23 protein-coding genes are annotated in these 25762 nt (G+C 46.6%); 14 read left to right on the top strand and 9 right to left on the bottom strand.

Features of this window, described 5'->3' with window-relative positions:
- Positions 1-125 precede the first annotated feature (125 nt).
- Positions 126-2792, top strand: coding sequence for an AAA family ATPase (locus tag PHW04_08900; protein ID MDD2715997.1), 2667 nt, complete (start codon positions 126-128; stop codon positions 2790-2792).
- A 104-nt stretch (positions 2793-2896) separates the two neighbouring features.
- Here the strand turns inward: PHW04_08900 and PHW04_08895 are convergent, their stop codons facing one another.
- The 9 genes from PHW04_08895 to PHW04_08855 are packed head-to-tail and all read right to left on the bottom strand — an operon-like array spanning position 2897 to position 12133.
- Positions 2897-3856 carry a BMP family ABC transporter substrate-binding protein gene (locus tag PHW04_08895; protein ID MDD2715996.1) on the bottom strand — a complete coding sequence of 320 codons (960 nt, stop codon included), beginning with the start codon at positions 3854-3856 and terminating at the stop codon, positions 2897-2899.
- Positions 3822-4778, bottom strand: coding sequence for a riboflavin biosynthesis protein RibF (gene ribF, locus PHW04_08890; GenBank protein ID MDD2715995.1), 957 nt, complete (start codon positions 4776-4778; stop codon positions 3822-3824). Before ribF ends, PHW04_08895 begins: the two co-directional genes overlap by 35 nt.
- Positions 4775-5668 (bottom strand): tRNA pseudouridine(55) synthase TruB, encoded by an 894-nt coding sequence (truB, locus tag PHW04_08885; GenBank protein ID MDD2715994.1) that lies wholly within the window; start codon positions 5666-5668, stop codon positions 4775-4777. The genes ribF and truB overlap by 4 nt, the downstream gene beginning before the upstream one ends.
- Positions 5665-6930, bottom strand: coding sequence for a SpoIIE family protein phosphatase (locus PHW04_08880; GenBank protein ID MDD2715993.1), 1266 nt, complete (start codon positions 6928-6930; stop codon positions 5665-5667). Before PHW04_08880 ends, truB begins: the two co-directional genes overlap by 4 nt.
- A complete protein-coding gene (locus tag PHW04_08875; GenBank protein MDD2715992.1) occupies positions 6927-7895 on the bottom strand; it encodes a bifunctional oligoribonuclease/PAP phosphatase NrnA in 969 nt (322 codons plus the stop codon). The genes PHW04_08880 and PHW04_08875 overlap by 4 nt, the downstream gene beginning before the upstream one ends.
- Complete coding sequence (gene rbfA / locus PHW04_08870; GenBank protein MDD2715991.1) at positions 7882-8226, bottom strand: 30S ribosome-binding factor RbfA; 345 nt, start codon at positions 8224-8226, stop codon at positions 7882-7884. Before rbfA ends, PHW04_08875 begins: the two co-directional genes overlap by 14 nt.
- 15 nt (positions 8227-8241) lie before the next feature.
- Entirely contained in the window at positions 8242-10521 is a 2280-nt protein-coding gene (gene infB / locus PHW04_08865) for a translation initiation factor IF-2 (protein MDD2715990.1), read from the bottom strand.
- Positions 10522-10539: 18 nt separating this feature from the next.
- Positions 10540-11655 (bottom strand): transcription termination factor NusA, encoded by a 1116-nt coding sequence (nusA, locus tag PHW04_08860; protein MDD2715989.1) that lies wholly within the window; start codon positions 11653-11655, stop codon positions 10540-10542.
- Complete coding sequence (locus PHW04_08855; GenBank protein ID MDD2715988.1) at positions 11642-12133, bottom strand: hypothetical protein; 492 nt, start codon at positions 12131-12133, stop codon at positions 11642-11644. Before PHW04_08855 ends, nusA begins: the two co-directional genes overlap by 14 nt.
- A 303-nt stretch (positions 12134-12436) precedes the next feature.
- On the opposite strand from PHW04_08855, the gene PHW04_08850 reads away from it, so the two are divergent.
- The 13 genes from PHW04_08850 to PHW04_08790 all read left to right on the top strand — a co-directional run bounded on the left by PHW04_08850 (position 12437) and on the right by PHW04_08790 (position 25719).
- Positions 12437-16555, top strand: coding sequence for a tetratricopeptide repeat protein (locus PHW04_08850; protein MDD2715987.1), 4119 nt, complete (start codon positions 12437-12439; stop codon positions 16553-16555).
- Between the two features lie 47 nt (positions 16556-16602).
- Entirely contained in the window at positions 16603-17496 is an 894-nt protein-coding gene (locus tag PHW04_08845) for a hypothetical protein (protein ID MDD2715986.1), read from the top strand.
- Between the two features lie 44 nt (positions 17497-17540).
- Positions 17541-18194 (top strand): phosphate propanoyltransferase, encoded by a 654-nt coding sequence (locus PHW04_08840; GenBank protein ID MDD2715985.1) that lies wholly within the window; start codon positions 17541-17543, stop codon positions 18192-18194.
- Between the two features lie 384 nt (positions 18195-18578).
- Positions 18579-18863, top strand: a complete 285-nt coding sequence (gene eutM, locus PHW04_08835; GenBank protein ID MDD2715984.1) for an ethanolamine utilization microcompartment protein EutM — start codon at positions 18579-18581, stop codon at positions 18861-18863.
- Between the two features lie 21 nt (positions 18864-18884).
- The gene (locus PHW04_08830; protein ID MDD2715983.1) at positions 18885-19154 is read left to right on the top strand and encodes a EutN/CcmL family microcompartment protein; all 270 of its coding nucleotides are present in this window, start codon (positions 18885-18887) and stop codon (positions 19152-19154) included.
- Positions 19155-19188: 34 nt separating this feature from the next.
- Positions 19189-20616: an aldehyde dehydrogenase EutE gene (locus tag PHW04_08825; GenBank protein MDD2715982.1), complete on the top strand. Its 1428-nt coding sequence runs from the start codon at positions 19189-19191 to the stop codon at positions 20614-20616.
- Positions 20617-20653: 37 nt separating this feature from the next.
- Positions 20654-21964: an SLBB domain-containing protein gene (locus PHW04_08820; GenBank protein ID MDD2715981.1), complete on the top strand. Its 1311-nt coding sequence runs from the start codon at positions 20654-20656 to the stop codon at positions 21962-21964.
- 3 nt (positions 21965-21967) lie between these two features.
- Positions 21968-23422 (top strand): GAF domain-containing protein, encoded by a 1455-nt coding sequence (locus PHW04_08815; protein MDD2715980.1) that lies wholly within the window; start codon positions 21968-21970, stop codon positions 23420-23422.
- A complete protein-coding gene (locus tag PHW04_08810; GenBank protein MDD2715979.1) occupies positions 23397-23945 on the top strand; it encodes a BMC domain-containing protein in 549 nt (182 codons plus the stop codon). The genes PHW04_08815 and PHW04_08810 overlap by 26 nt, the downstream gene beginning before the upstream one ends.
- A 202-nt stretch (positions 23946-24147) precedes the next feature.
- On the top strand, positions 24148-24816 hold the full coding sequence (gene rpiB / locus PHW04_08805; protein MDD2715978.1) for a ribose 5-phosphate isomerase B: 669 nt from the start codon (positions 24148-24150) through the stop codon (positions 24814-24816).
- The gene (locus PHW04_08800) at positions 24813-25103 is read left to right on the top strand and encodes a EutN/CcmL family microcompartment protein (GenBank protein ID MDD2715977.1); all 291 of its coding nucleotides are present in this window, start codon (positions 24813-24815) and stop codon (positions 25101-25103) included. The genes rpiB and PHW04_08800 overlap by 4 nt, the downstream gene beginning before the upstream one ends.
- Complete coding sequence (locus PHW04_08795; GenBank protein ID MDD2715976.1) at positions 25100-25384, top strand: EutN/CcmL family microcompartment protein; 285 nt, start codon at positions 25100-25102, stop codon at positions 25382-25384. Before PHW04_08800 ends, PHW04_08795 begins: the two co-directional genes overlap by 4 nt.
- The gene (locus PHW04_08790) at positions 25384-25719 is read left to right on the top strand and encodes a BMC domain-containing protein (GenBank protein ID MDD2715975.1); all 336 of its coding nucleotides are present in this window, start codon (positions 25384-25386) and stop codon (positions 25717-25719) included. Before PHW04_08795 ends, PHW04_08790 begins: the two co-directional genes overlap by 1 nt.
- Positions 25720-25762 lie beyond the last annotated feature (43 nt).

The raw sequence follows: 25762 nt of genomic DNA, 5'->3' as shown, positions 1-25762 counted from the left end.
CAATGTAAGCGGCACAGCTGAATGAAATTGCAATTCGAAATGTTCTTTGACCAGGTAAAACTCAATAATATTTCCAGAAACACTGCTTTTGGACATTTTGCAGTCAGCTCTATATAATTCTAAACATGCAGAGGAAACACCCGCAGCCTGTCAATTTCTGCGGTCGCGAGCGGGAACTCGCCATCTTGCTCCGCGCTCTGCCGGAGCAGAAGATTCTTGCAATCGAAGGGCTTGGCGGCATCGGCAAGACTGCACTTGCCCAGACCCTGGCGTTACGCCTGTCGCGCACTGCAGAATACAAGGATCTGCTCTGGTTCACCTGCCCGGCCGGAATCACAGGTTCAGGATTCAGATCCGAAATCACCCGCACCGCTTCTGAACTCGCCCTTGAAATCCGCAAACCCGAACTCTCAGCAGAATCACTTTGCAGAATTCTGGAGGATCATTCCATAATCCTGTTCATCGATAATGCCCAGCATGCACCTGCAGACGCTCTGACCGATCTTATCCGGGCAAGTCTATCCGCCTTTTCCGAAGCCAGGCTGATTCTTATCTCCAGGGAACGCCCGGGAATTCCGCCTGAACTCTGCGCAGACATCTTTGAACTGAAGCTGTCAGGTCTTTCCGCAGAAGAAACCGGCAGATTCATTGCAGGGATCCTTGGTGCGCACTGCCGTGAAGATCTGGCTGACCCGGATAAAAAAGCGATCTTCGAAAAGCTTCACGGTCACCCCTATTCCCTGAAACTGCTGATAAGTCTGCTGCTCTCAGGCCAGACACTGCAGAATCTCATGGAAGAAGGATCTATCCTGGACCGCGAATGGGCAATCTATCTGTCAGGAATAATCTGGAAAAAACTGTCGGGAACAGACAGGAAGTTGCTTGAAAAGCTGTCTCTACTCAGGAAACCGGTAGATCCCAATATTTTCCTCGATAAAGACTCCTGGGCTGGTAAGAAATTAGAGGACATGCTGCTTTTCGAACATGATCGCAGGGGGAATGTCTATCTCCACGAACTTCTGAAGGAATTCTCAGCAGGTACCATCGAAATTGAGCGGAAAAAAAAGCTCCATGCTGAAATCGGAATCATCCTGTCGAAATGCGCTGCACATGAAGCTAGAAATCTGCAGGAAGCTTTTTTCCATTTCAGAGAGGCTGAGCTTTTCCAGGAAGCTGTTGATTGCGCAATTGCCCTGGGAGACCTTTTCTTCCTTCTGGGTGAGGAAATCCCGGACTATCTCACGATTCTGGATCAAGCTCTAACTGTCTGCCAGAATTACAGACTGCCTGAACTGCAGCGCTGCAAAGTCGAACTGTTGATTTTCTACGAGCGGATTCCGGAAGCGATGGAACTGACAGGCAGGCTGGGAGACGATGAAACCTCTATTTTTCTGAAAGGCCGTGTCTGTTTCATCAGGGAACAATACTCGGAAGCCCTGAAATTCTATCGCCTGCTTGAAGGCAGAAAGATAAGCAATGACCTCAAGATACGACTTCTTTCCGACTCGGGATTGTGCCTGGCCAGGCTCGGAGATATCAAAGCCGCAGAATCCTGCTTTGCAAAACTGGATGCCCGGACTGAGCTCGAACCTGATATCAGGTGGACTGCTATTTTATGCTGCAAAGCGGATTTTCTCGGAAAAACCGGGGGAATTTTCCAGGGCTTGGAAACACTGGAAAAAGCCGAAATCAACTGCCGAAAACATGGCGCGACCGGATTACTGGCAAGAGTGCTGTACGAAAAGGCAAAACTGCTCTGCCTGCTCGACGACTGGAAGCTCGTTTCAGCTCAGACCATCCTTACAGAATCCATCAAGTGTTTCGAACTGATCGGAAACAATATCGGTCTGGTCTATGACCTGATTCTGCAGTCGGAAATTTACCTTAGAATCGGGCAAGCAATCAAAGCGAGGAGAATGATCCAGAAAGCCCTCAACCTGACCATGAAATACGACTGGATTTATGAAACAGCACAGTTATGCAGAATCCTTGGCAGAGTTTATACAATCTCAGGACGCTATCCGGAAGCAGAAATCCAGTTTGAAAAATCGCTCGCAGGATTCGGCAGAATCGATTTCCCGCTGGAACTGTGCTTTGTTGAATTGGATTTTGCCAGATTGAAGCTGGTCTCCGGCCGGCTGCATGAAACCCAGTCACTTCTCGACAGAGTCAGAGATTTCAGCGGCAGGCTCCATCTGCCGGAACTCAACAGCTCATATTTCCTGCTCTCTTCGCTGTTCCACAGATGTTCCGGTTCCCAGGCTTTTGAATCCTGTTCACAGAAGTATCTGGAATCCCTGAGCCTCCTGCCCGAACCGGCCAGAGAACGCTTCAAAAAGGATGCGGAATGGCTTCTGAAAACCGTTGAAACCAGGGGCAGTAAGGAGTTTCTCCTGCTCTCAGGAAACGGGACTTCGGAAATCAGTTCTGCTGATCGTGAACAACATACAGGAGACAGGAAAAAATTCGAACTGTTCGCGGATTTCGAAGCCAGACTTCTGGAAGTGGACGGGACGGAAATCAACTTTTTCGGAAAAAGGATGCTGGTGCCCCTTCTTTACGAACTCTGCAGAAACCCCGGGGAGGCGGTCAGGCCTGAAATCCTGTTCCCTGCAGTCTGGAAAAGGCCATATGATCCGGAACATGACGATGGACAGGTGAGGATGGCAATCTCCAGGCTCAGGGAAATCCTGCTGGACAAAGCCGGGAATCGCTTCATCTGTTCTTCGCCGGAAAAAGGCTGCTATTACTTCAATCCAGACTGCAATTTCTGCATAATCAGGAAAATTTAGCACTCAGCCTGGGACTTTAAGGTACAAGGTTCGCGGTTCGAGGTACGGGATATGGGAATCTTCAAACCTCGTACCTCAATCCTCGTACCCCGAACCAATGATTGTTATCTCTTCACCGCATTCACTTTGATCCTGCCGCTGATGATATCCCGTTTAGCCTGCTCGAGCCTGATGAAAAGATCAGCAGGAAGGTTATTTTTCGTGAACTTGAAATCAGTCAGTCCGACCCCGCCTTCCCGCAGTCCGTATCGTCTGACACCAGGCGTGAAATTCCCTCCGTAAGTCTCTTTCACAACCTGGTACACAGCCTCGTCCACGCGTTTCACCATGCTGGTGAGAACCGATCCCGGAGCCAGGTCGTCCTGATCGCGGTCCACTCCGATCGCATAAAATTTGGATTCCTCTGCAGCGCTGATCACCCCGAGCCCGGAAAGTCCTGCAGCGGAAAAAATTACGTCAGCTCCACCTTTGTAAAGCCTTACGGCTTCCTCTTTGCCCTTGACAGGTTCTCCGTAAGATCCGGTATATCCCGACAGAATCTTCACCGCCGGATTGACTGCAAAAGCCCCTTGAGAATAACCCAGTCTGAACTTGTCGATCAGAGGTACATCCATTCCCCCCACAAAACCTATCTTACCTGTTTTACTGACATAAGCCGCAGCCATGCCTGCCAGGTAAGCGCCTTCCTCTTCCCTGAAAACAATGGAGCAGACATTGGGAAGATTCACCACAGAGTCCACGATTGCGAACCGTATCTCAGGATACTGTTCAGCTGCCTTGAGCACCGCGTCATGCATGGAATACCCTGCGGCAACAATCAGATCGCATTTTCCGATCGCCAGCCTGAGCAGATCTTCCCCGATTTCGCCTGTTGTCTGCGGTACAAGCACTGAAGCCTTGAAATTAAATATTTTTTCGGCGCGGGTGATCCCTTCCATGGAGGAATCGTTGAAGGAGCGGTCACCAAGCCCTTTGATGTCAGTGACCAGTCCAACCTTGAATCCGGCGGCATCAGCAAGAGTGATCATGCTAAGGACCAGAAACACTATGCAGGATTTTATCATCTTTCCCCCTTGTGGCAAAGTAACTCCGGGCTGCCTTGATATCCAGGGCGATGCATTTTTTCAATTCTGCCTGGGTCAGCTTGGATTCCGGTCTTCGATAATGCAGGAGCGCGACTGTGATCTTTTTCCGGTAAAGATTTCCGTTGAAATCCAAAATATGCAGCTCAAATCTGGGAAGACCGCCTGTAAAGAAAGACGGGACTAAGCCAATGTTGATCACACCGGGAAGAATCATTTTTCCAGGAAGAATCGCATAGCAGAAATATACCCCGTATTTTGGGACGATCTCCTCTTCAGGAATTAGGTTTGCTGTCGGAAAGCCAAAAGTTCTTCCTGCTCCCCTGCCGCAGATGACTCTGCCCGATATCAGTAACGGATGATTCAGAAAACAGACGGCTTCCTCGATCTTACCCTCTGCAATCTTGTCCCTGATCAGGCTTGAAGAGACGATTTCACCATTCCGTTCCACAGGCGGGATCACCCTGGTTTCGATTCCCAGCAGCTCACATGCTCTGGACAGGAAAGCCACATCACCCCGATTCAAGTGCCCAAACTTGAAATTGAAACCTGCGCACAGATAATTGATCCGGCAGCGTTCGTGCAGGAATTCGACGAATTCCCGGGCTGTCAGCCTGGAAAAATCACGGGTAAATTCAAGATGAATCAGATAATCCACTTTCAGCCTGCGGAAGCATTCCTCTTTTTCAGAAACAGTCATGATCAGCTGGAGAGGCTTTGCGACAAAAAGATTCCTGGGAAGGTTCTGGAAGGAGAAGACGGCGAATTTCAGACCCCGGGATCGAGCAAGTCTCCTTGCAAAGCGCAGAAGTTTCTGGTGTGCCAGATGAATCCCGTCGAAGGTTCCCAAGGCCATCACGCAAGGGTTTTTGATCTGAAAATCGAGTCCGCGGAAGATTTTCATAGCAGAACTTTGGCTGCGGCCAGAAAATTACCCCTGGATTTATATATCGCCAGCAGATTCTGCCTGTTGTCCTTGATTTTGATCAATCCATCCGGAACATTCCAGATATTCTTGAGTTGATTCCCGTTTTTTACCAGCTGGAAGTAAGTGGAATTTTCAGTGATGATCACTTCGGGGTAAGGCAGGAATCTGTCGGGAGGTTCCAGATATTTTTCAAGACCCTGTTCAAGCAGCGTCTCCAGCCCGACTGCTTCGCTGATCAGAAAATCTCCACAGGACAGGCGGCAGAGATAGGAAAGATGTGCAGGAAGGTTTACTTTATTCCCGATATCCACTGCCAGTGAACGCATGTATGTCCCGCTCTCACAGGAAACCACGAGTTCAGCTTCAGGGTTTTCACCAGGAAAAAAACCCTTGAAATCTATCTCGTAAATCTCTTTTTTGCGGGACGGCAGTGTGACCGGCTGCCCGGAGAAAAAAAGATCATACGCGCGTTTTCCTTTGGACTTGCAGGCTGAAAGAGGAGGCGGGACCTGGTCGATTTCCCCGAGGAATCCGCTCAGCAGGTCACCGATGATCTGCTGGTTGAGCAGGTCCGGATCGACAAGAGCGGTTTTGGTCACCTTGCCGGTGCAATCGTAAGAATCAGTGGCGATTCCAAATCTGATCTTCAGGCGATAAACCTTCGGATTGTTTCTGATAAAAGGGATCAGCTTGGTGGACAATCCGGTAAACAGGGGAAGCACTCCGGTAGCCATGGGGTCAAGAGTGCCAAGGAAACCGGTTTTGGATAGATCCGGGAATTTTTTTTTGAGTCTGCGGATTGTATCCAGCGATCCGACACCGGCCGGCTTATTGAGAATGATCAGGCCATTGAGATCATTGATCATAGAATCTTGGCAATGATGATTGTATAATCGTCGCTCAGCGGGTTGCCTTTCAAGTGTTTCCTGAAATCGTTGTGGATCATCTCCTTGATCTGCACAGCCCGGTTGCCTGAGGAGTGTTTCTTCAGGAGATTTTTAATCTGTTCTTCATCGTAAGGGATTCTCTCGGCATTCTTATTTTCGATCAGCCCATCTGTGAAAAAAAGCAGCACATCTCCAGGATGGATATCTAAGATCTCCTCCTCAGGTTTGAGTTCAGGGAATGATCCCAGAAAAGTGGTGGAGCTGCCTTGAAGTTCAATGGTTTCACCAGTAGCTTCGCGGTATAAAATCGGATAATTATGCCCGGCATTGATGAAGGTAAAAGTCATTTTGCTGAAATCAAAAATCCCGAGGATTAAAGTGGAATAATAGTGGCTGGAGCCGAGATCCTGATACAGTGCTTCGTTGATATCCTGGACAGTCTTAGCAAGATTGTTGCACATGCGCGGCAGATGAGCCCGCACAAGTGTGCGCAGCGACGCCATGATGATCGAGGCTGAAACACCCTTGCCTGATATGTCTCCGATGGCGATGGCGACTCTGTTGTCGTCGAGGTTTAGAAAGTCGTAATAATCGCCACCCACCAGCATAGCCGGGAAAGAGCAGAGTGAGAGGTCAAGCCGGTCATTTTTCGGATGTGAGGCCGGCAGAAGCGACAGCTGCAGTTTTCTGCCTATCTCCAGCTCTTTCTTGTAAACTTCCTGCCGAACAATGGCTTTGTGCAGTGAGATCGTTTCCAGCGAAAACCCGATCTGGGTGGCGATGATTTCCAGCATCCGCATGTCTTCGTTGCTGAAAGTCCGTTTTTTTTCGGGTTCAGCGATATTGATAATGCCCTTGACTTCGTTGTTGTTCAAAATCGGCACTGACAGGAAGGCGAATGTCTTGTAGTTGCTGTTGATCTTCAGTTTGGCATCCAGCCAGTCCTTCTTGGTCTTGAATAGAATCGGCTTCTTCTTCCTGATGATTTCTTTGCTGATCGGGCCGATGCTGTCGAGCTTGAGATTTTTAACCAGAGCATCATCATTGGAAAATCCCTTGGCCATCTTGACTACAGGAGAGCCTTCCTCATCCAGAAGTATGATGGAGATTCTGCGGCAGGTGAAGTGTTTTGTAAGTGCAGTGACAAGCATCTCGAGAAGTTCCTCAAAATCGAAGATTTTTCCCAGCAGGCCGCTGAAATAATGGAGAATGCTAAGTTCCTGTTCCCGTAGACTGCTCATTTTAATTGTTCCTTTATATGTTTTAAGATTTCGTTTCTGACCGCATACAGTTGTCCTTCGATTTTTATTCCAGCCGCCTGGACATGCCCGCCGCCATTATATTTCCGGGCCAGCTTCTGGCAATCGACAGTACCGTGGGAACGGAGGGAGACCTTTACGATCCCTGGTAATTCCTGGAACAGTATCGCAAGTTCCACATTTTTTATCCCGGACATGTAGTTAATCAGTCCTTCCACATTTTTGGGATCAGTGCCGGTTTCCTCCCAGATTTCCCTGGTGATTTCAGCATAGCAGATCCCTGATTCAAAAACCATGCCGTTGAGGACAGCGCCAAGCAGCTTCATTCTGGGATAAGGCTCCTCGAAATAAATTTTTCTGATGATGGCGTCCAATCCTGCGTTCTGCGAGCGGTAAAGTCCGGACACAGCCTCATGAGTAAGGTGAGAAGTACAGGAAAAACGGAAACTGCCGGTATCTGTAAGAATTCCCGTGAAGAGCGGACGGCTTATTTCAGCGGGAAAAGGTTCTTTTAAAAGCTTTCCAGCCAGAAAACACAGAATTTCGCAAGTGGAACTGGCTTCTGGAAACACATAGTTCAGCCTGCCGAAATTATCGTTGTCGCCATGATGATCGAAATTGACCAGGAATTGCCCCTTGATCTGTTCTCCGATTCCGGTACGGGAAAGATTGCCGCAGTCCAGTATGATGATCTGATCAAATTTTTTGAAATCAACGTCTGTCTTAATGAATCTTTCTGCCCCGAGAAAATCATATGTTTCAGGAATGGGAGTCTTGATAAAGGCTTGAACTTTAAGGGCCGGATAACGCCCGGAAAGTATCCCGACCATCGCACACAAGGATCCGACTGCGTCACCGTCCGGAAATTCATGTGTCACGACCAGGCAGGAACGGCAACTCTGGAGAGAAGAGATCAGGTAATCGAATTTTTCCTCAGGCAGGCTCATTTTTCTTCAGGCTCCTCAATATCTGGAAAATGCGGTCGCTCTTCTCGTAGGAATCATCATAAATAAAAGTGAGTTCAGGGGTAAATCTGAACTTTATCTCTTTACCCAATTCCTTCCTGATGAACGGGGCGGCACTGTCCAGGGCCTGCTGAGTCTGCTCTTTTTCCGCAAGGTTCGTCACCCCGAAAAAAATCTTGGCTGTGCGGAGATCACGTGAAACCACCACATTATGGATCGTCACCATGCCGATTCTGGGATCCTTTGTTTTTCTGGCCAGAATATCGGCTATGATTTCTCTGATCAGCGAATTGACTCGTTCGATTCTATCCATAGCGCCTCAATCAAATCATTCCAGATTGTCACCGGATTCCAGCGTTTTTTCAATCTCCTCGATAATGAAGGATTCGATCACATCGCCGACTTTGAGGTCATTGTAGTTCTCAATCCCGATCCCGCACTCGAATCCCTGCAACACTTCGCGGGCGTCATCTTTGAATCTCTTCAGTGAGGAAAGCTTGCCGGTGTATATTATTGCTCCATCGCGCAGGAGCCTGACTTGAGCAGTCCTCACAATCTTTCCATCTGTCAGATAGCAGCCGCCGATCGTTCCGATCTTGCTGATTTTGAAAACTGCGCGGATTTCGGCATGGCCGGTTACTTTTTCTTTCTTCTCAGGAGTGAGAAGTCCGGTCAATGCTTTCTTGATGTCCTCGATGATGTCATAGATTACCTTGTAGGTGCGGATTTCGATCTTGTTCTTCTCTGCAAGTTTCAAGGCATTGCTCATCGGCCTGACATTGAATCCGATAATGATTGCAGCGGAGGCGGTGGCCAGCATCACATCTGTTTCAGTGATCGCGCCGACTCCACGATGGACCACATCCACCTTGACCTCGCTGTTGCCGAGTTTGGCGAGTGAATCACCGATCGCCACGCTTGAACCATGCACATCAGACTTTACGATCAGACGCAGCGTTTTATTCTCGCCATCCTTTATTTGCTGGAAGATCTCTTCCAGGGTAGTGCTTCGACTCATGGTCTTATAGATATCATCCTTCTGCTTGAGAAAATCCTTGGCCAGCTTTTCCGTCTCGACAACCTTGAAGGTTTCCCCGGCCTGTGGAACTCCCGAGATTCCCGAGATTTCCACCGGATCGGCTGGATCTGCCTCTTTCAAGGTTTCCATGTTTTCGTTGCGCATGGTCCTGATTTTACCATAATGACTTCCGATCAAGACCGTCTGTCCGACCTTCAATTTACCGTGTTGTACAAGTACCGTGGCGATCGGGCCAAGTCCCCGGTCGAGCTTGCTCTCAATCACAAAGCCCCTGGCAGGGATCTTATAATTAGCCTTCAGTTCGAGTACTTCAGACTGAAGAACGATCATCTCGAGCAATTCCTTGACATTCAGCCCGGTCTTGGCAGAAATGTTGACAAAGATTGTCTTCCCTCCCCATTCCTCAGGCATAATGCCGTAATTTGAAAGTTCCTGCTTTACTTTGTCAGGATTTGCATCAGGTTTATCGATTTTATTGACTGCTACTATGATCGGAAGCTTTGCCGCCTTTGCATGGTCCAGCGCTTCAATGGTCTGGGGTTTCACTCCGTCATCTGCGGCCACGACGAGAATAGCGATGTCTGTGACTTTGGCACCGTGGGCGCGCATGGCAGTAAACGCCTCATGGCCTGGAGTATCGATGAAAGTGATCGTCTTTTTCTTGTGTTTGTCAAGGATCACTTTGTAAGCGCCGATGTGCTGGGTGATTCCTCCAGCCTCATGCTCTGCCACATGAGTCTTGCGGATATAATCCAGCAGTGTGGTTTTCCCATGGTCTACATGTCCCATGATGGTGACGATCGGAGATCGAAATTCAAGATCCCGGGGATCGAACACTTCTACCGCAACCTCAGCGGGTTTGTCCTGTTCGGGAATGAACCCGGCTTCCTCGGCAATGATAGATGAAGTTTCATAATCAATGGGAAGATTAATATTGGTGATCCCATAACTCATCAGCTTCTTGACCAGTTCAGCTCTGGAAAAGTTGAGCTTCTTGCACAGGTCGTTGAATGAGATTTCAAAAGGCAGCTTGACCTGGACTGTTTTTTCAGCAGCAGGAGCCGGTTCTTCCTTTTTCAAGACGGGGACTGCTTCTGTTTTCCCGGATTTTTCTTCTATTTTCGGGGGTTCAGGTTTATGCGGTTCCAGCTTCTGCGGTTCAATTTTTTTAGCCTCTTCCACCTTGGGCGGCTCGACTTTTTTTATCGGCTCTATCTTCTTATGAAGATCTGCCTTTGGTAATTCAGGTCTTTTCTGGACTTCCGGCTTGAGCGGTTCGGTTTTTTTAGGCAATTCCTCTTTGGGAGATTCTTTTTTCACTGCCTCCGGTTTCTTCGCTGGTTCCGGTTTCTTGTGGTCTTCCTTTTTGGCTGGCTCAGCTTTTTTATGGACTTCCGGCTTGACGGCTTTAAGCGGAGCCTTCCTGTAACGGGCAGTCACAAGGTTGATCAGTTCATCCTCAATCGTACTGCTGGCGACTTTCACATGTCCCTTGGTTTTAAGGAAATCAACTATATCCTTTGAAGAGAGTTCGAGTTCTTTGGCTAGGTCGTAGATTCTCTTTTTCAATGGGTTCACCCCCTTTCATTAATTTTCTTCGGTCTTAGCGGGAGTATCATTCCCGAACATGTTCTTTTCGATGAATTTCTTGTATTCGCTCTCATTGATTATATCCAGCTTGATTTTAAGCAGCCTGGAAATCAGTTTCACATTCTGCCCCTCTTTGCCGATCGCCAGGGAGAGTTGGGAATCCGGCACAATGGCTTCCAGATGTTTGACGCCATCGGTTTCACTTTTTATCCTCATGGAAACGAGTTTCACGGGATTGAGAGCATTGGAAAGATACGTATCAAGATCATCGTTCCATTTCACTATGTCGATTTTTTCTCCCTTCAGCTCGCTGATAATGCCCTGGATGCGTGAACCGCGATATCCAACACAGGCACCGACAGGATCCACTTTTTCCTTGTGTGAAACCACCGCTACTTTGGAACGGATGCCTGGTTCGCGGGAAACACTCTTGATTTCGACTAGACTATCCATTATTTCAGGTATCTCCATTTCGAAGAGACGCTTGAGGAATTCCGGACAGGTGCGGGAAACGATGATGTTGGGACCCTTGCCGGATTTTTCCACATTGATGATATAAGCCTTGATTTTGTCGGAAATCCGGAAACGTTCCCTGGGCAATTGTTCCTTGAGAGGCAGCAGCACTTCCACTCTGTCATTGATGGCCAGGATCACATTACGGCTTTCAAAACGGCGGACTACACCTACAACTATGGTATTCTCGTGGGATTTGTATTCATTGAAGATCATTTCCTTTTCGGCTTCCTTGATCTTTTGAACTATCACCTGCTTCGCAGTCTGGGCAGCGATCCGGGAGTCGTTCTTATCTGGGATCATTTCTTCCCTGATTTCCTCACCGAGCTTGATTTTCTTGTTGATTTTTATCGCCTCGCTGAATTTGATCTGGTTGATGTCCGCAGTATAATCCACGTCAGCTACCACGATCCTCGCATGGAAAATCTGGATTTCCCCTGATTCAGGATTCACCTTGACCACTATTTCCCTGTCTTTGCCGAAACTTTTCTTGTAAGCAGAGGACAGTGCATCCTCCAGTGCAGCTAAAACCACATTCTTGTCAATGCCTTTTTCTTTCTGAAGGTCATTCAGAGCACCAATCAGTTCAAGGTTTACCATTTTTTTTACCTCCCCAATTAAAAAACAGATTTGCTGTTTTAATTCCATCCCTCGAAAACATTCTGTCTTCTCCGTTAATCATCAATACAATCCCATCCTGATTGAAAGACTTCAGCTTTCCCACCAGCGAAAACTTGCCGTCTACGGGCTTGCGCAGATGGATTTCGATTTCTCGCGACAGGGCATATTGAAAATCACATTCTTTCTTCAAATTTCTGGAGAGACCTGGTGAAGATACTTCCAGCGAATAATTTTCCGGGAAGTCCTGCTCATTATCCAGAAAATCTTCGGCACTCCGGTTGACAAGCTGGCAGTCTTCTACTCCCACAGGTTTTCCATCCTCCCTGTAAATAAAAATCACGATCCTGATCTGATGCTTGCCTACATTTTCCAGGTCAAGGATCCGTAACCCCTTGCTATTGATTTCTATCTCAAGATGTTCTTTCAGGGTTTCCAGAAATTCGTTTTTCCCGTTCATTCAGCTCCAATATCTAATGAAAATAAAAAAGTGGGGTGACCCACTTTTCCACGACATTAATTTACGCCCTGATACAGCCATTTTCAAGCTTTATTTCAAAGACCTCTTTACCAGTCAGTAAAGAGACTGCAGGTACGGTTTCTCCACCTGATCGAAACCCAGACCTTCCATTTCACTCTGCTGCCTGTGATTCTCCCTGATATTTTCCGTCAGTTCTAAACATTTGGGGCTAAACTTTTGCCTTGATAAAATTGAACGATCTGGTAAAATTATGTATAAATTGTGATTGAAAGACAGGGATTCATGAATAAAATATTGCTTCTGTTGATTTTGCTTCACTTTACCATAATCCTTCCAGCAATGCCCTCCAACCTAACCAATGTGTTGATAACCAGCGGAATTCAAGCTCCAGAATTAACAATTACCGATAAAAGACCAGGCAAGGATCTTCAGTCCTTGACCGGCTTGATCAACGGTTCCTTCTGGACAATGCGATTATCGCAACAGCTTAGTGCAGGAATAGATAAAGAATCCGTGGAACAGGTCTATGTTTCTTCCCTGGATGAGATTGAACGTGAATCAACAGTAATTGCTGAAAACATTGTCAGTCAACTGCTCTTAGGCAATGAAGCCTCATTCCGGAAATTTACCGATTGTTTCAGGGACTCCGAAAATACCGTCAAAAATGGGATGGGTGTCCTTGCCACAAAACTGGAAGAAAAAATATCTCAGAATCAGCAGTTTGTTAATTCTCATCCTGAAATCATAACCAAGATTAAAGAAATAGTTGTAGAAGTAGGCAATGCTCATGTCGATTTTGGACAGAATCCGAAAATGACTGAAATGATCGACAAATACGGCGTGTCTGCCGCAGGTTTTCAGTCTGGCGCTTTGACTGAACTGCTGGAAACAGGCAAGAGAGATGAATATGATGAAAAGCTCCCATATTTCAAAAAATCCTTTGCTCTTTATTCTGAGCTGAATTTTAAAGACTGTCCCAAAAGCACTGTTGAAAACACGGCAGATTTTTATGCAAAAGCCTTGAAATCATTTTCCGCAGCTTCATACAAAGAAGCTGCCGGCCTCTTCGCAGAAGTGCAGAAACTTGATCCTGTTTATGCCGCTAAAGTCGGCTGTTACAGCCTGATCGGTGATTGTTACCGTGAATTGAAGCAATACAGCGAAGCCATAGATTTTTACAGGCAAAGTATAGATAGAGACGGACGGAAGCCTTATCGAATGCATGCAATGGCTTCAGGCGTTTCTATTTACATTCGCCTGCTGCCTGACAGCATTGAAAACGGTCTCAAGGCAATTGAGTTTTTGAACGCAGCAATCAGGCGTGGCACTGTGCAGGAAGACGAGGCAGTCTGGACACCCGTTCAACTTCAGGCCGGATCTTATTATAATCTGAGCTGGAAAGAAACCGATCCAGCCAAAAAAATCAGTTATTTTCTGCTTGGAATAGAATTAGAAGTAAAATTCGTAGACCAGTATCCTGCCAATCAGTTTGCACATGGCGCCCTTTATGATGCAGCGTATGGCTACTGCGACGACTATCTGCATAAACTTCTTGCATATCAGAATGAGGCGCGCGAACAATATTACCTGAAAGCTGTTGAAGTTTTCACGAGAATGAAAGATGTCTACCATTCATACGCTTTGGACAGGTGGACGGATATTGGAACCTGCTATTTGAAAATAGGTTACATGGAATATCTCGATCCTGCCAAGTCTCATACTTTTGTGTTGCAGAAAAAGGCAGACTATTGCCTTAAAGCTGTCGCTGCATTCCAAAACAACCTGTTGAGTTATTATGGTGGCCTTGAGGCAAGGCAAAATATTGCCAGGAGCTATTCCCGTGCCGCTGAATGTTACGAAGACCAGGACAATATCCAGGAGGTAGAGCATTATTACAAGGAAAGCATTGCATCCTGGACAGACGCGATAGGCCTGAGCCAGGGCGCAGGGATTGCACTTGCCAATCTCTATATTGGTGACAATTACACGAAACTCGTCAGAGACTATAGCGGCATAAACGGAAGCCAGGATAAGCAGCGTGAATATGCAGACAAAGCCGTTTCTGCACTTAAGCAAGTTATTGATAATGAATCGTATGGTATGGATATGATTGCAATCGGCATGGGCTGCAGCGGAGATGCCTTGAGATACCTGAAGGACTATGACAATGCCATCAGCTGGTATGACAAGGTCATTGATAAATATGGAAGCAACAGCGCAGCGAATAATTATCTGGCTTACAGCCTGCTCTTCAAAGGTGATTGCTTAGTAGAACAGGGAAAATATGCAGACGGCAAAGCAGCCTGCCAGAAATTTAATGATCTCGGATTAGCCAGAGATACTTCCGACAATGCCCCACATTATGAGCTTCTCCTGGGTAAATGCGAATACGGTCTTCAGCACTATTCTGAAGCTTTGTCCCACCTTGATAAAGCACTGAACAGTGACATTTATCCGGACTATGAAGTGTTCCGAGCTGAAGCTTACCTGTATCGGGGCAAATGCAATGCAGAACAAGGCAGGTATTCCGAAGCACAGCAGGATTTCGCGAAAGTGGTCGGCTCTTATTGCAATGACAGATGGTGGTTCTATGACATTGTGGTCAATTCCAAAGACTGTCTGTCTGAAATCTTGAAAGTAAAAATTGATGAATCGACTCCACAAAGTGAACCAAGAACTTTTACTGCTTCCCTGACCTATCCTGACGACACACCAGCCTTGATCCCGACCAGTTCGATCAGGGAATGGAAATGGGAAGAAAGCGGGAATGTAGGTGACGGGCATGTTTTCACCTGGAAAGACAATACTGCAAAATACAAAAGTGGAACAGGCGATTTTCTGGATACAATACTCACGGCGAAATGCAGGATTGATGCAAGATTCGGTGTATTAAGAGGAATTTCCTCTGAAATATGGCTCGAAGGTGATAATCAAGCACCAGTGAGTTTGGTGAATGAACTTGGACAGAGACTTGCCCGAATTCCAATTTATTGTCCAAATAGTGGTATCGACAAGGGTGAATCTCCTTATAACAATCAGATTGAATTAAGCATTAACTTTAAAACGGATTTTTCCATTGATGTTACTGATGAGATTCAGATGTGTTTTCTTGATGAAAATGGGATGGATGTTCGTGATATCTATCTAAATGAAACTCAAAAAGATAGCAGAGATTTTGTTTCTGAAGATTCTAAATTTGAAGTTAAACTTGAATCGCCTACTCCATTGGACAGTAAAGATGTATCTTATTTCAAACCAGGACAGAATCTAATGAAATTTTCTCTAAAATTATCAGATGACACAATAATGATGCAGATTCCTATATGGAGAGCTCCTACAAAAAACCGTAAGGATTTATATTTTGCTTCAAATATTTTTTTTGAGAGAGGAACATGTGGCTTTGAAGATCAAGAACAATTCATTCCAACTAACTCCAAATTTTTCGTTAAAATTATCGACAAGAGTAATTCGCCATCCGTTTTTGTCAAATTAAAAAGCTCCATTGATTCGGTTGATAAAATTGAATGTACTAGAGTAAGAAAAAATAGTTTTCTTTCAGAACCTTTTTATTTAGTTCCACAAGATTTTGGCAACAAGAAAATTACAATTTCCGGTAAAGAATATAGCGTTTTGAAAGGTAATCCTGCTTTAGGTGGGATTGATCAAAAAGATATTGGTGTAGAGTATCAATTTTCAGATGTGATAAGCAAATCAGGAAGTAAAACATTATTCGATAGATTCTTTACGCAAAGCAAAGGCAATGCTTATGCTACCAGGGCTTTAAGTGGAGCACAATATTGGCAATGTTTCTTTGCATTACCTAAATACATATTAACCTATTTTAAGATCAAAGACTTGAATTATTCAGTTGTTGGAGATGCAAGTGCTACGCTTGATGAATTCAAAGAAGACTTTATAAAAAATAAGTTTTCTATTTTTTACTTTCTTGGTCATGGAATAAAAACAATTTATCCAAATGGTAAATACGAGTTCAGCGGAATCTGTATGTATAAAAATTATAATCAAGTTCAAGGAATAGGCACTGGAAGACCTGATACACTTGAGATATCAGATATTCCTTCTGGAACTAAATGCCCCTTCGTTTTCTTAAACGCCTGTCATACAGGTGTTGCTGAGGGAAAACGTGATGATTACATTAAAGCTTTTGGCGCTAATGTTTACGTGGGTTGGACTTTTAACCAAGTACCGAGTTTTGCTATGAGATTTGGGAACTCTTTTTTTTACTTTTGTAAAAAGCAAAAGGGCGTAAGTGAAGCTCCTTCTATAACTCAAGCAGCAAAAGAAGGGATTAAAGATATTACTGGAGAAGAAGATCTTGGAAAATATCACCTCTACATAGGTGGTCCTGGCGATCCTAGTAAGATAAAATTGGACCAGTAAGCAGTATGATGATAGGAATACTATTATTTTTCATTTTTAATGTAGATTTGAAGCACTGTTGGGCTAATGATTCTACTGTCAATAATGAAAAAATTAAGACTGTTTTTCGTCACTTAGGATACAACTGGACTGAATTGGATATTTCCCAGCCAAATCACGAAAGAGATCTTCCTTTTTATCATAAATCTGGATTTGATATTTATGGAAAGCTAGATAAAACTCCCTTTGCATTCACTTTTAACCAAGAAACCATGGAAATCATTTCTTTCAGCATTGAAAATCAAACAAGTGAAACAGTAGTAAATAATTTTGATTCTGCAATCAGCCAGGCAGAAAAATATTTTAAAACTTTTTGGAACAATATTGATTTCAGTGATTATAAACTAATCTGGCATGTATCTCCCTCTGATTGCGGAACAGAAAAGAAGTGGAGATTTAAATGGAAAAGATGCATAAATGGATATGTATCTTCAGATGGAATAAACATGGACCTTTCAGCTGATGGAAAAATCGCATTTTGTTCAAATTATGATACTTACAGTTTATGGTCGACATGTGTAAAAAAATCGGTGGAAGAAGCCTCGAAAATAGCCTGTGAATATGCTGAAAATGATATAATCAAGAAAAAAAAGGGTAGCTATCAGCTGGAAGTGATCGACAATGCGAACAAGTATATCACTATTTCTCCAGAATTAATGGATGTTGATCTCTCCAGACCTGTGGCCGTCCATCCAAATTACATCTTTTCAAATTCACTGAAAAATCTTCTCTACAAGTTTCTAAATAATGAACTTGTACTTTCTGATGGCACCAAGGACTTGAGATTAGCATGGATAATTAATCTGAAAGTCATACCCCATAATGTCGACAGTGATGATATCCAGTACATGCAAATTTATATTGATACAGAAACCGGGAAGATTTTAGGTGGTAAAATTTAGAACTATTCAATACAAGTTTTGTAAACAAAATGGGGAGATGTGTCATGAACAATGAAGAACTCGTTCAGAAAGTGACTGCCGAAATCCTTAAAAACTATTCGTTAGGCGGAAATGAAGCTGCGGATAAAAGCAAACTGCTGCCGATCGCGGTTTCCAACCGTCACCTGCATGTTTCAGAAGCTGATTTCAAGATCCTGTTCGGCGACAAGGCACTGCTCACAAAGCAGAAGGACCTGTCGCAACCCGGACAATATGCTGCCAATGAAGTAGTAACTCTGATCGGTTGCAAGGGCATTTTCCAGAAAGTCCGGATTCTTGGTCCATATAGAGTGCAGACTCAAGTAGAAGTCTCCAGAACCGATAGTTATGTTCTAGGCATTAACCCTCCTGTCCGCGATTCAGGCGACCTTGCCGGATCGGAAAAGCTGGTGATTGTCGGACCTGCCGGAGCTGTGACCCTGAAAGAGGGAGTGATCATCGCCTGCAGACATATCCATTTTACGGTTCGGGATGCCATGCGGCTGGGAGTGACAGATAAACAGAAAGTAAGGGTGAGAACATTCGGAGGCAGAGCTCTGATATTCGGAGAAGTACTCTGCAGAGTATCTGATAAATTTGCCTTAGAGATGCATGTCGACACCGACGAGGGTAACTCCGCACTGATCAAAGGCGGTGAACTGGTTGAAATCGTTAATTAAGGAAGGATTGCATTGAGCATCGAGGATTGAGTAAAATATTGAACTAAGCGTTTCAAGACCCTAGTGGACCGCCACGCATAAATTGTGGTTTCAGCTGGAGTGCCGGTGATTTGGATGCAAGGCGCGGTGAGGAGTCGATGTGGTGCATCGACAACGAGCCGCAACGCAGCAGACGAATCGCCGCCATCCGGCAGCCTGTAAGGAGTGAAACATGATATCGGCCTGCTTCTTTGACGCGGCTGTCGCGGCAACCAGCCCAGGTTGCCTTGTCGCCGCTTCGCGAATCAATCTCGATCTCATGTTTCTGAAACCATAATTTAGGCGTGGCGGTCCACTAACGGTTTTGTTGCAGCTTGTCCGGATGAAAATCATTAGGAGGAAACAATGAAAGACGCTTTGGGAATGATCGAAACCAAAGGGCTTGTCGCCATGATTGAAGCCGCAGACGCCATGGTAAAAGCCGCCAATGTGAGACTGGTGAGCTGGGAAAAGATCGGTTCCGGCTATGTTACTGCCATGGTGCGGGGCGATGTCGCTGCAGTGAAAGCCGCGACCGACGCCGGCGCAGCAGCCGCCCAGAAAGTCGGAGAACTGGTGTCTGTCCATGTGATCCCGAGACCGCACGACAGTCTCGAAGATGTGCTGCCGATCGGTAAAGGCGAAAAGTAAATACTCTTTAAGGAATATTAAATGCTTCTTGGAAAAATCTGTGGCACTGTTGTCGCCACCAGGAAAGATGTTAACCTTGTCGGTTTCAAATTCCTGGTCGTCGAGGAATTGACGATCGAACTGAAACCCACTGGAAAATTCCATATAGCAGTGGATACGGTAGGGGCGGGTGCAGCTGAGACAGTGCTGCTTGTAAGCGGCTCCTCAGCCAGACAGACCGTCAAGACCGATAAAAAACCGGTGGACTGCATCGTAGTCGGCATAGTGGATACCATCAACCTGCAAACATAGGTTGGAAATTCTTAACTGCTGGAGGGCATAATCTATGTCCCTTGACGAAAAAGAATTAAAAAAAATCGTCGAACAGGTGGTTTATCGCCTGAAAAAACGTGAAGAACCTGCTGTCTCACAGGCTCAGGAAACATCAACAGCACCACGGCCGGGCGGAAAAGGGGTGTTCCCGACTGTCGATGAAGCCTTCGAGGCAGCTGCAATCGCTTTCAGGCAGCTCAGCCAGACCACCTTAAAAAAACGGGATGAGATCATTTCCGCCTATCGTTCCTTCTGCCGGAAGGAAGTGGAGTTTCTTGCCAGGACTGCGGTTGAGGAAACCGGCTTTGGCAAGGTCGCCGATAAGATCAAGAAAAACATGCTGGCGATCGAGCGGACTCCCGGCCTGGAAGACCTCACACCCCTGATTTTCAGAGGCGATCATGGTTTGACCCTGGAAGAATGCGCTCCCTTCGGAGTGATTGCTTCCATTACTCCTTCAACTAATCCTGCCGCCACAGTTATCAACAACAGTATCAGCATGGTTTCTGCTGGCAATACCGTCGTCTTCAACAATCACCCGGCTGCCCGACGTTCATCACTGCGCGCTGTGGAACTTATGAACGAAGCTTCCCTGAGCGTTGGCGGCCCGCTGAACATAGTCACAGCCATCGAAAACCCGTCCATGGAAACTTCAAGAGCAGTGATGAATCATAAAAAAGCCAGGCTCCTGGTTGTCACCGGAGGCGAAGCAGTCGTCCACGAAGCTTTCAAGAGCGGCAAGAAGGTGATGGCAGCCGGACCAGGAAATCCTCCTGTAGTTGTAGATGAAACCGCAGATCTGGAAAAAGCAGGGCGCGACATTGTGAACGGTGCATCTTTTGACAACAATGTACTCTGCATCGCAGAAAAAGAGATCATCGCAGTGGACCAGATCGCAGACAGACTGAAAGAAGTAATGCGCGTCAACGGCGCTTATGAACTTAAAAAAGACGAGATCGAAAAACTGGAAAAAGTGATTATGAATCCGCAGGGAGGCCCCAACCGGAAATTCATCGGCAGGGATGCAGCGGTAATTCTCCGGGAAATCGGCATCAATGTAGGTTCACAGATCCGGCTGATACTCTGCGAAACTCCCGCCTCACATCCGTTCGTGCTCACCGAGCTTCTGATGCCGGTGCTCCCGCTCGTCAGGGTCGCAAACATCTCTCAAGCCATCGATCTGGCCTGCGAAGTGGAATTAGGCAATCTGCACACCGCGATCATGCACTCCAAAAATATTCAGAATCTCCATGATCTGGCCAGGCAGATTAACACGACTATTTTCGTTAAAAACGGTTCATCATACAATGGACTTGGCTTTGACGGGGAAGGTCCGACCACGCTCACTATCTGCACACCGACTGGAGAAGGTGTCACTACCGCCAAAACTTTTACCCGCAAACGCCGTTGTGTTCTGGTGGACTACTTCAAGATTATTTGAGGTCATTTTGCTTTAATGTAATTTTTTAAGGGACACTATGGAAGAACTCTCGAAAATCAGGGAAGCAGGAATCGTGGGAGCCGGCGGAGCCGGATTCCCTACATATTTCAAGCTGAACTCCCGGGTGGAAACAGTGATCGGAAACGGTGCTGAGTGTGAACCCCTGCTCAAGTCAGATCAGTTTTTGATGAAAAAATATCCAGGGGAAATTCTGAAAGGACTCTCATTGATCCGTAAAATAACCGGAGCCCAGTCGGCAATCCTGGCCCTCAAAGAAAAGTACGAGTCATTTGAGACTTTATCCAGGCTGGCTTCCTCAGCCGACTGCCTGAAAGTTTTCGGGCTGGGTAATTTCTATCCTGCTGGAGACGAACAGGCTCTGACTTATGAAGTAACCGGCAGAATCGTACCTGAGGGTGGGCTTCCGCTTCAGGTCGGGGTTGTGGTCGATAATGTAGCCACCATCTATCAGGTTTTCCAGGCTGTCAGCTCTGACCTTCCGGTCACGGAAAGAGTAGTGACAATCACAGGTGAGGTGAAGAATCCGGTAGTGGGTTTTTATCCAATCGGTACATCAGTCAGAGAAGCTCTGGAATCAGCCGGAGGAACCATAGGTGACAAGTTTGTGCTGCTCGATGGTGGTCCGATGATGGGCAAAATGATCAGCCAGGACTCAGTGATCGAAAAAACCACCAGCGGAATCCTGGTACTTCCGGAAAACCATCCAATCTCGCTGAATCGTGCCTTGAATATTCAGCGTGAATTGAAACGCGATTTTGCAGTCTGCTGCAACTGCACGGACTGTACCCGCACCTGTCCCAGATATCAGCTCGGTCATGCTCTGGAACCACACCGGATCATGCAGAGCATAGTTCACAACAGTCCAGCCAGAATTCCTGCTGCTTTCCTCTGCTGTGAATGCGGAGCCTGTGAATTCGGCTGCCCGATGGGACTTTCTCCTCGAAATATCAATCAGTATCTCAAATCAGAGCTCAAAAAGCAGAAGGTCGCCAACCCTCACCAGGAAAAACCTGATGCAGTACGCTCTCAGCGCGAATGGATGAAAATTCCTCCCTCCAGACTTTTGAAACGCTTCAGGCTGGAAAAATATTATCAGCTGCCGATTTCTTCGCAGGATACTGCTTTCAAACCTTCAAACGTGAAAATCAATTTAGCGAAGCATATAGGAGAACCAGCAGTTCCTCTTGTCAGGGTCGGCCAGAAAGTCAAAGCCGGTGAAAAAATCGCTGCGCCCAGAGCGGAAGCTAAATTATCAAGCAACTGCCATGCTTCGATTTCAGGTTCAGTGATGGAAGTAACTTCAAATTATATCAGGATCGGGGAGTAGGAAGTGGAACAGGATAAAATGACTAATCCGGAAAATCTTGAAACACTAAGGAATGAGCTGAAAATCCTCAAGAAAGAGAAAGAGAATCGAGACCTTCTGCTTGAAGTCAACAAATCCATCTACAGGATTACTGAACTGAATGTGCTGCTCGATCTGCTCGTCCAGGCAGCCTGCAAAGTGCTCGACGCCGAAGCCGGATCTGTCCTTCTGCTGGACAAAAAAACCAGCGAACTGGTCTTTGAAGTGGCCACCGGCGAGTCCGGCGATATGGTTAAAAGCATCCGTGTCCCGTTGGGGCGGGGTATCGCAGGTACGGTTGCCAAGAGCGGAGAACCTCTGCTGATCAAGGACGTCAAGACCGACAACCGCTGGTTCAACACTGACTCTCAGAGCAACTTCATCACCAAGTCCATCATGTGCGTCCCTTTGCGTTTGAAACACGGAGAAATCATCGGCGTGATGGAGATCCTCAACAGTTTAAAGAACGACACTTTCCTGGAAGAAGACGTGGAGCTGTTCCAGGCTTTCGCGAACCAGGCTGCAGTCGCCATTGACAGCGCCAGGCTTTATAAAGAACTTGAGGAGAATTATCTCAGTACCATCAGGGCTCTCGCCAATACCATCGATGCCAAAGATGCATACACACGGGGACACTCCCACCGCGTAACTGAGTATTCGGTTTCAGTAGGCAAGGCAATGGGATTCAACTCCAAGGAACTCAAGGAACTCAGATTTGGCGCTCTCCTGCATGACATCGGCAAGATCGGAATTCCGGAAGAAATCATCGGCAAGCGGGCTAAACTGACTGACATGGAGTTCAAGATCATCCAGAATCACCCGAACATCGGCTCATCTATAGTTGACCCAATCGTTTTTCTACAGGACAAAATCCCCTCCATCCGTTATCACCATGAGAGGTATGACGGCAAAGGATATCCTGAGGGCCTGAAAGGTGACACCATCCCACTTTTTGCAAGGATCATCGCAGTTGCCGACACTTTTGACGCCATGACTTCCAACCGGCCATACCGTGAGGGACTGCCGCTCGCATTCGCAGTGGATGAGATCAGAAAAAACTCCGGATCCCAGTTTGACCCCAAAATCGTGACGGCATTTCTCTCCGCGCTGGAGCGTGATACCAAGCTGTTCACAGAATACTGCAACAAAGAGAAGGTCAAGATCCATTTCCGCTATCTCGCACCACAGGCCAAAACCGTTTACCTGATCGGTGATTTCAATTTCTGGAACGCCACCATGGATCCGATGACTCTGTCAAACGACGGATACTGGATCAAAGACATGGAGTTAAATAAGGGAAAATATGAATACAAGTTCATAGTGGACGGGAATTGGGTGGTTGACCCGGAATCCAAGGATAATGTGGAAAACTCCGTCCGCGGTCAGAGTTCAGTGATCAACGTAGGAGTCGAGAATGGAAAGAGCGATCGGGGTAATTGAACTGCGCAGCATTGCCAAAGGTATTGAATCAACCGATGCCATGCTCAAAGCTGCCGATGTTTTTTTAATCGATTCCCGCCCGGTCTGCCCGGGAAAATATTTAATTGTGGTCGGCGGCGAGGTCGGATCAGTGGAAAATTCCGTCCAGGCAGGCGAACAAGTGGGATCAGAATATCTGGTGGACAGCATCGTGATTCCAAATGTGGCAGAGGAAGTCTTTCCGGCCATCAATGCTGCAACTGATGTGGCAAAACTTGAAGCTCTGGCGGTTGTCGAGACATTCTCCCTGACAGGAGCCATTCTTTCGGCTGATACAATGGTCAAAGCCGCAGGGGTACATCTGATTGAAATACGGTTGGCCAAGGGGCTGGGCGGCAAGGCTTTTGTACTGGCCACAGGCAGCGTGGGAGATTGCAAAGCTTCCATCGCAGCAGTGAATGCCGAATTCAAGGAAAAGGGACTGATCATCGAGGAAGTGGTGATACCTAACCCTCATCCTGACCTGGAAACGGTGCTGTTTTGAAGATCCTGAGCTTATCCCTTATTTTACTGCTGCTTGGATATGCAAGCCTGTATCTTGTAAACGACAGGGCTGATAATCTTTTTGGTCATGTTTCTCCTCTTCTGATTGTTTCGGGATATGTCTCATTTGGAATTTACCTGTATCGGCTGAATGAGCTGGATAAAGGCTCTAATAAACAGTAATTTATAAGAGGGGTGGAAGGATGAAGATAGCGATCGGCAGCGACCACCGCGGCATGAAATTGCGTGAATCAGTTCTGGAAAACCTGAAAAAAAAAGGTCATGAAGTCATAGATGTAGGTGCTTTCGAGCAACAAAATTCCGATTATCCTGATTTCGCATTAAAGGTAGCCAGGCTGGTGGCAGGCGGTGAATGCGAACGTGGTGTGATGATCGACGGCGCAGGCGTCGGCTCAGCGATCGCAGCTAATAAAGTTCCAGGTGTCAGAGCTGTCTGCGGCAATGACTATTTCATTGTACAAAACAGCCGCAAACATAATGACACAAATCTTCTCACTCTAGGCAGCGAGGTCACAGGGACAGGCAAAACCATGGAACTGCTGGAACTCTGGCTTGCCACCGGCTATGAGGGTGGCAGGCATCAGGCCAGGATTGACAAGATCACTGCCATTGAAAAAATGTTCTCATTAAGCCTTTCAGGAATCGAACGGCTGATCTCCGAAATCATCTCTGGATTCGGTCTTGCCAAATCCGGAAAACCCGCTCATGTATCGGATAAAAAGCTGATCACAATTGATGATCTGAAAATTTTTTCCGGATCTGAACTGACTGTAGGATCCGGTACAATTGTCACACCGCTGGCCAGAGACTTTCTCAGGGACAAAGGCATCGCATTAGTGAGGAAAAAATGAATCTTGCTCGCGTCTGCGGAAATGTGGTGGCATCTCACAAATATCCTTCTCTTGATGGATATAAGCTGATCCTGATCCAGCCGCTGAACGGAGAACTGGAAAAAACCGGGAAACAGATCATCGCCACTGATCTGATCGGCGCTGGGACCGATGAACTTGTTTTTTACGTGACTTCCAGGGAAGCGAGCAACACCATGGAAAATCCGCTTGTCCCGACTGATGCTTCGATTCTGGGAATCGTGGACGAAATCCTGCTTCTGGATAAATCAAAGGATGGTGGAAAGTGATCCTCGCCAGGGTGAAAGGAAATTTGGTGTCTACCTGCAAGGAACCGCGTTTTGATGGTTACAAACTCTTGCTGGTGCAGCCTGTTTCTCCATTAACGGGCAAGGACGAGAAAGGCGAACTGATCGCAGTTGATTTTGTGGGAGCCGGCGCAGGTGAAACCGTGCTGGTGGTGAATGAGGGATCTGTAGCAGCCGAACTTTTCCATGACGATAAAGTGCCGCTCTCTGCGGTGATCGTTGGTATCGTTGATAAGATAGAAATTGCAGATAGGAGGGAATGATGGAAAAAAGAGCATTGGGAATGGTGGAAACCAGGGGGATGGTGGGAGCCGTGGAAGCGGCTGACGCCATGACCAAGGCGGCCAATGTCACACTGGTGGGATACCGTAAGATCGGTGTGGGGATGGTGACGGTTCTTGTCAGAGGTGATGTGGGTGCCTGCCAGGCTGCCATCGAGGCTGGAGCCGCTGCTGCCCAGAAAGTCGGCGAACTGTTGTCTGCCCGCCTGATTGCGAATCCGCATGAGGACGTGGAATCAATACTTCCGAATCTGGAAAAGCCTGAGGCAGAAGAAACTGACGACAAAAAGGAAAAAAAACATAGAAAAGAAAAGTAACATGCTGAAAATTGGAGCAACCCATGGATAACAACGAGCTGAT

It is taken from the genome of Candidatus Wallbacteria bacterium, from assembly GCA_028687545.1.
Taxonomy (GTDB): Bacteria; Muiribacteriota; JAQTZZ01; order JAQTZZ01; family JAQTZZ01; genus JAQTZZ01.
The sequence above is the reverse complement of the archived record's forward strand: the minus strand, read 5'-3'. Positions and strand labels throughout refer to the sequence as shown.

What these genes read in the sequence shown, in the direction of transcription:
- PHW04_08900 (MDD2715997.1), top strand. Translation starts at nt 126, where the DNA reads ATGCAGAGGAAACACCCGCAGCCTGTCAATTTCTGCGGTCGCGAGCGG.
- PHW04_08820 (MDD2715981.1), top strand. Translation starts at nt 20,654, where the DNA reads ATGGAAGAACTCTCGAAAATCAGGGAAGCAGGAATCGTGGGAGCCGGC.
- rpiB (MDD2715978.1), top strand. Translation starts at nt 24,148, where the DNA reads ATGAAGATAGCGATCGGCAGCGACCACCGCGGCATGAAATTGCGTGAA.
- PHW04_08875 (MDD2715992.1), bottom strand. Translation starts at nt 7,895, where the DNA reads ATGAGCCTGCCTGAGGAAAAATTCGATTACCTGATCTCTTCTCTCCAG.
- PHW04_08840 (MDD2715985.1), top strand. Translation starts at nt 17,541, where the DNA reads ATGAACAATGAAGAACTCGTTCAGAAAGTGACTGCCGAAATCCTTAAA.
- PHW04_08810 (MDD2715979.1), top strand. Translation starts at nt 23,397, where the DNA reads ATGGAAAGAGCGATCGGGGTAATTGAACTGCGCAGCATTGCCAAAGGT.
- PHW04_08855 (MDD2715988.1), bottom strand. Translation starts at nt 12,133, where the DNA reads ATGAACGGGAAAAACGAATTTCTGGAAACCCTGAAAGAACATCTTGAG.
- PHW04_08895 (MDD2715996.1), bottom strand. Translation starts at nt 3,856, where the DNA reads ATGATAAAATCCTGCATAGTGTTTCTGGTCCTTAGCATGATCACTCTT.
- nusA (MDD2715989.1), bottom strand. Translation starts at nt 11,655, where the DNA reads ATGGTAAACCTTGAACTGATTGGTGCTCTGAATGACCTTCAGAAAGAA.
- PHW04_08850 (MDD2715987.1), top strand. Translation starts at nt 12,437, where the DNA reads ATGAATAAAATATTGCTTCTGTTGATTTTGCTTCACTTTACCATAATC.
- ribF (MDD2715995.1), bottom strand. Translation starts at nt 4,778, where the DNA reads ATGAAAATCTTCCGCGGACTCGATTTTCAGATCAAAAACCCTTGCGTG.
- PHW04_08830 (MDD2715983.1), top strand. Translation starts at nt 18,885, where the DNA reads ATGCTTCTTGGAAAAATCTGTGGCACTGTTGTCGCCACCAGGAAAGAT.
- eutM (MDD2715984.1), top strand. Translation starts at nt 18,579, where the DNA reads ATGAAAGACGCTTTGGGAATGATCGAAACCAAAGGGCTTGTCGCCATG.
- PHW04_08825 (MDD2715982.1), top strand. Translation starts at nt 19,189, where the DNA reads ATGTCCCTTGACGAAAAAGAATTAAAAAAAATCGTCGAACAGGTGGTT.
- rbfA (MDD2715991.1), bottom strand. Translation starts at nt 8,226, where the DNA reads ATGGATAGAATCGAACGAGTCAATTCGCTGATCAGAGAAATCATAGCC.
- PHW04_08880 (MDD2715993.1), bottom strand. Translation starts at nt 6,930, where the DNA reads ATGAGCAGTCTACGGGAACAGGAACTTAGCATTCTCCATTATTTCAGC.
- PHW04_08790 (MDD2715975.1), top strand. Translation starts at nt 25,384, where the DNA reads ATGGAAAAAAGAGCATTGGGAATGGTGGAAACCAGGGGGATGGTGGGA.
- PHW04_08800 (MDD2715977.1), top strand. Translation starts at nt 24,813, where the DNA reads ATGAATCTTGCTCGCGTCTGCGGAAATGTGGTGGCATCTCACAAATAT.
- truB (MDD2715994.1), bottom strand. Translation starts at nt 5,668, where the DNA reads ATGATCAATGATCTCAATGGCCTGATCATTCTCAATAAGCCGGCCGGT.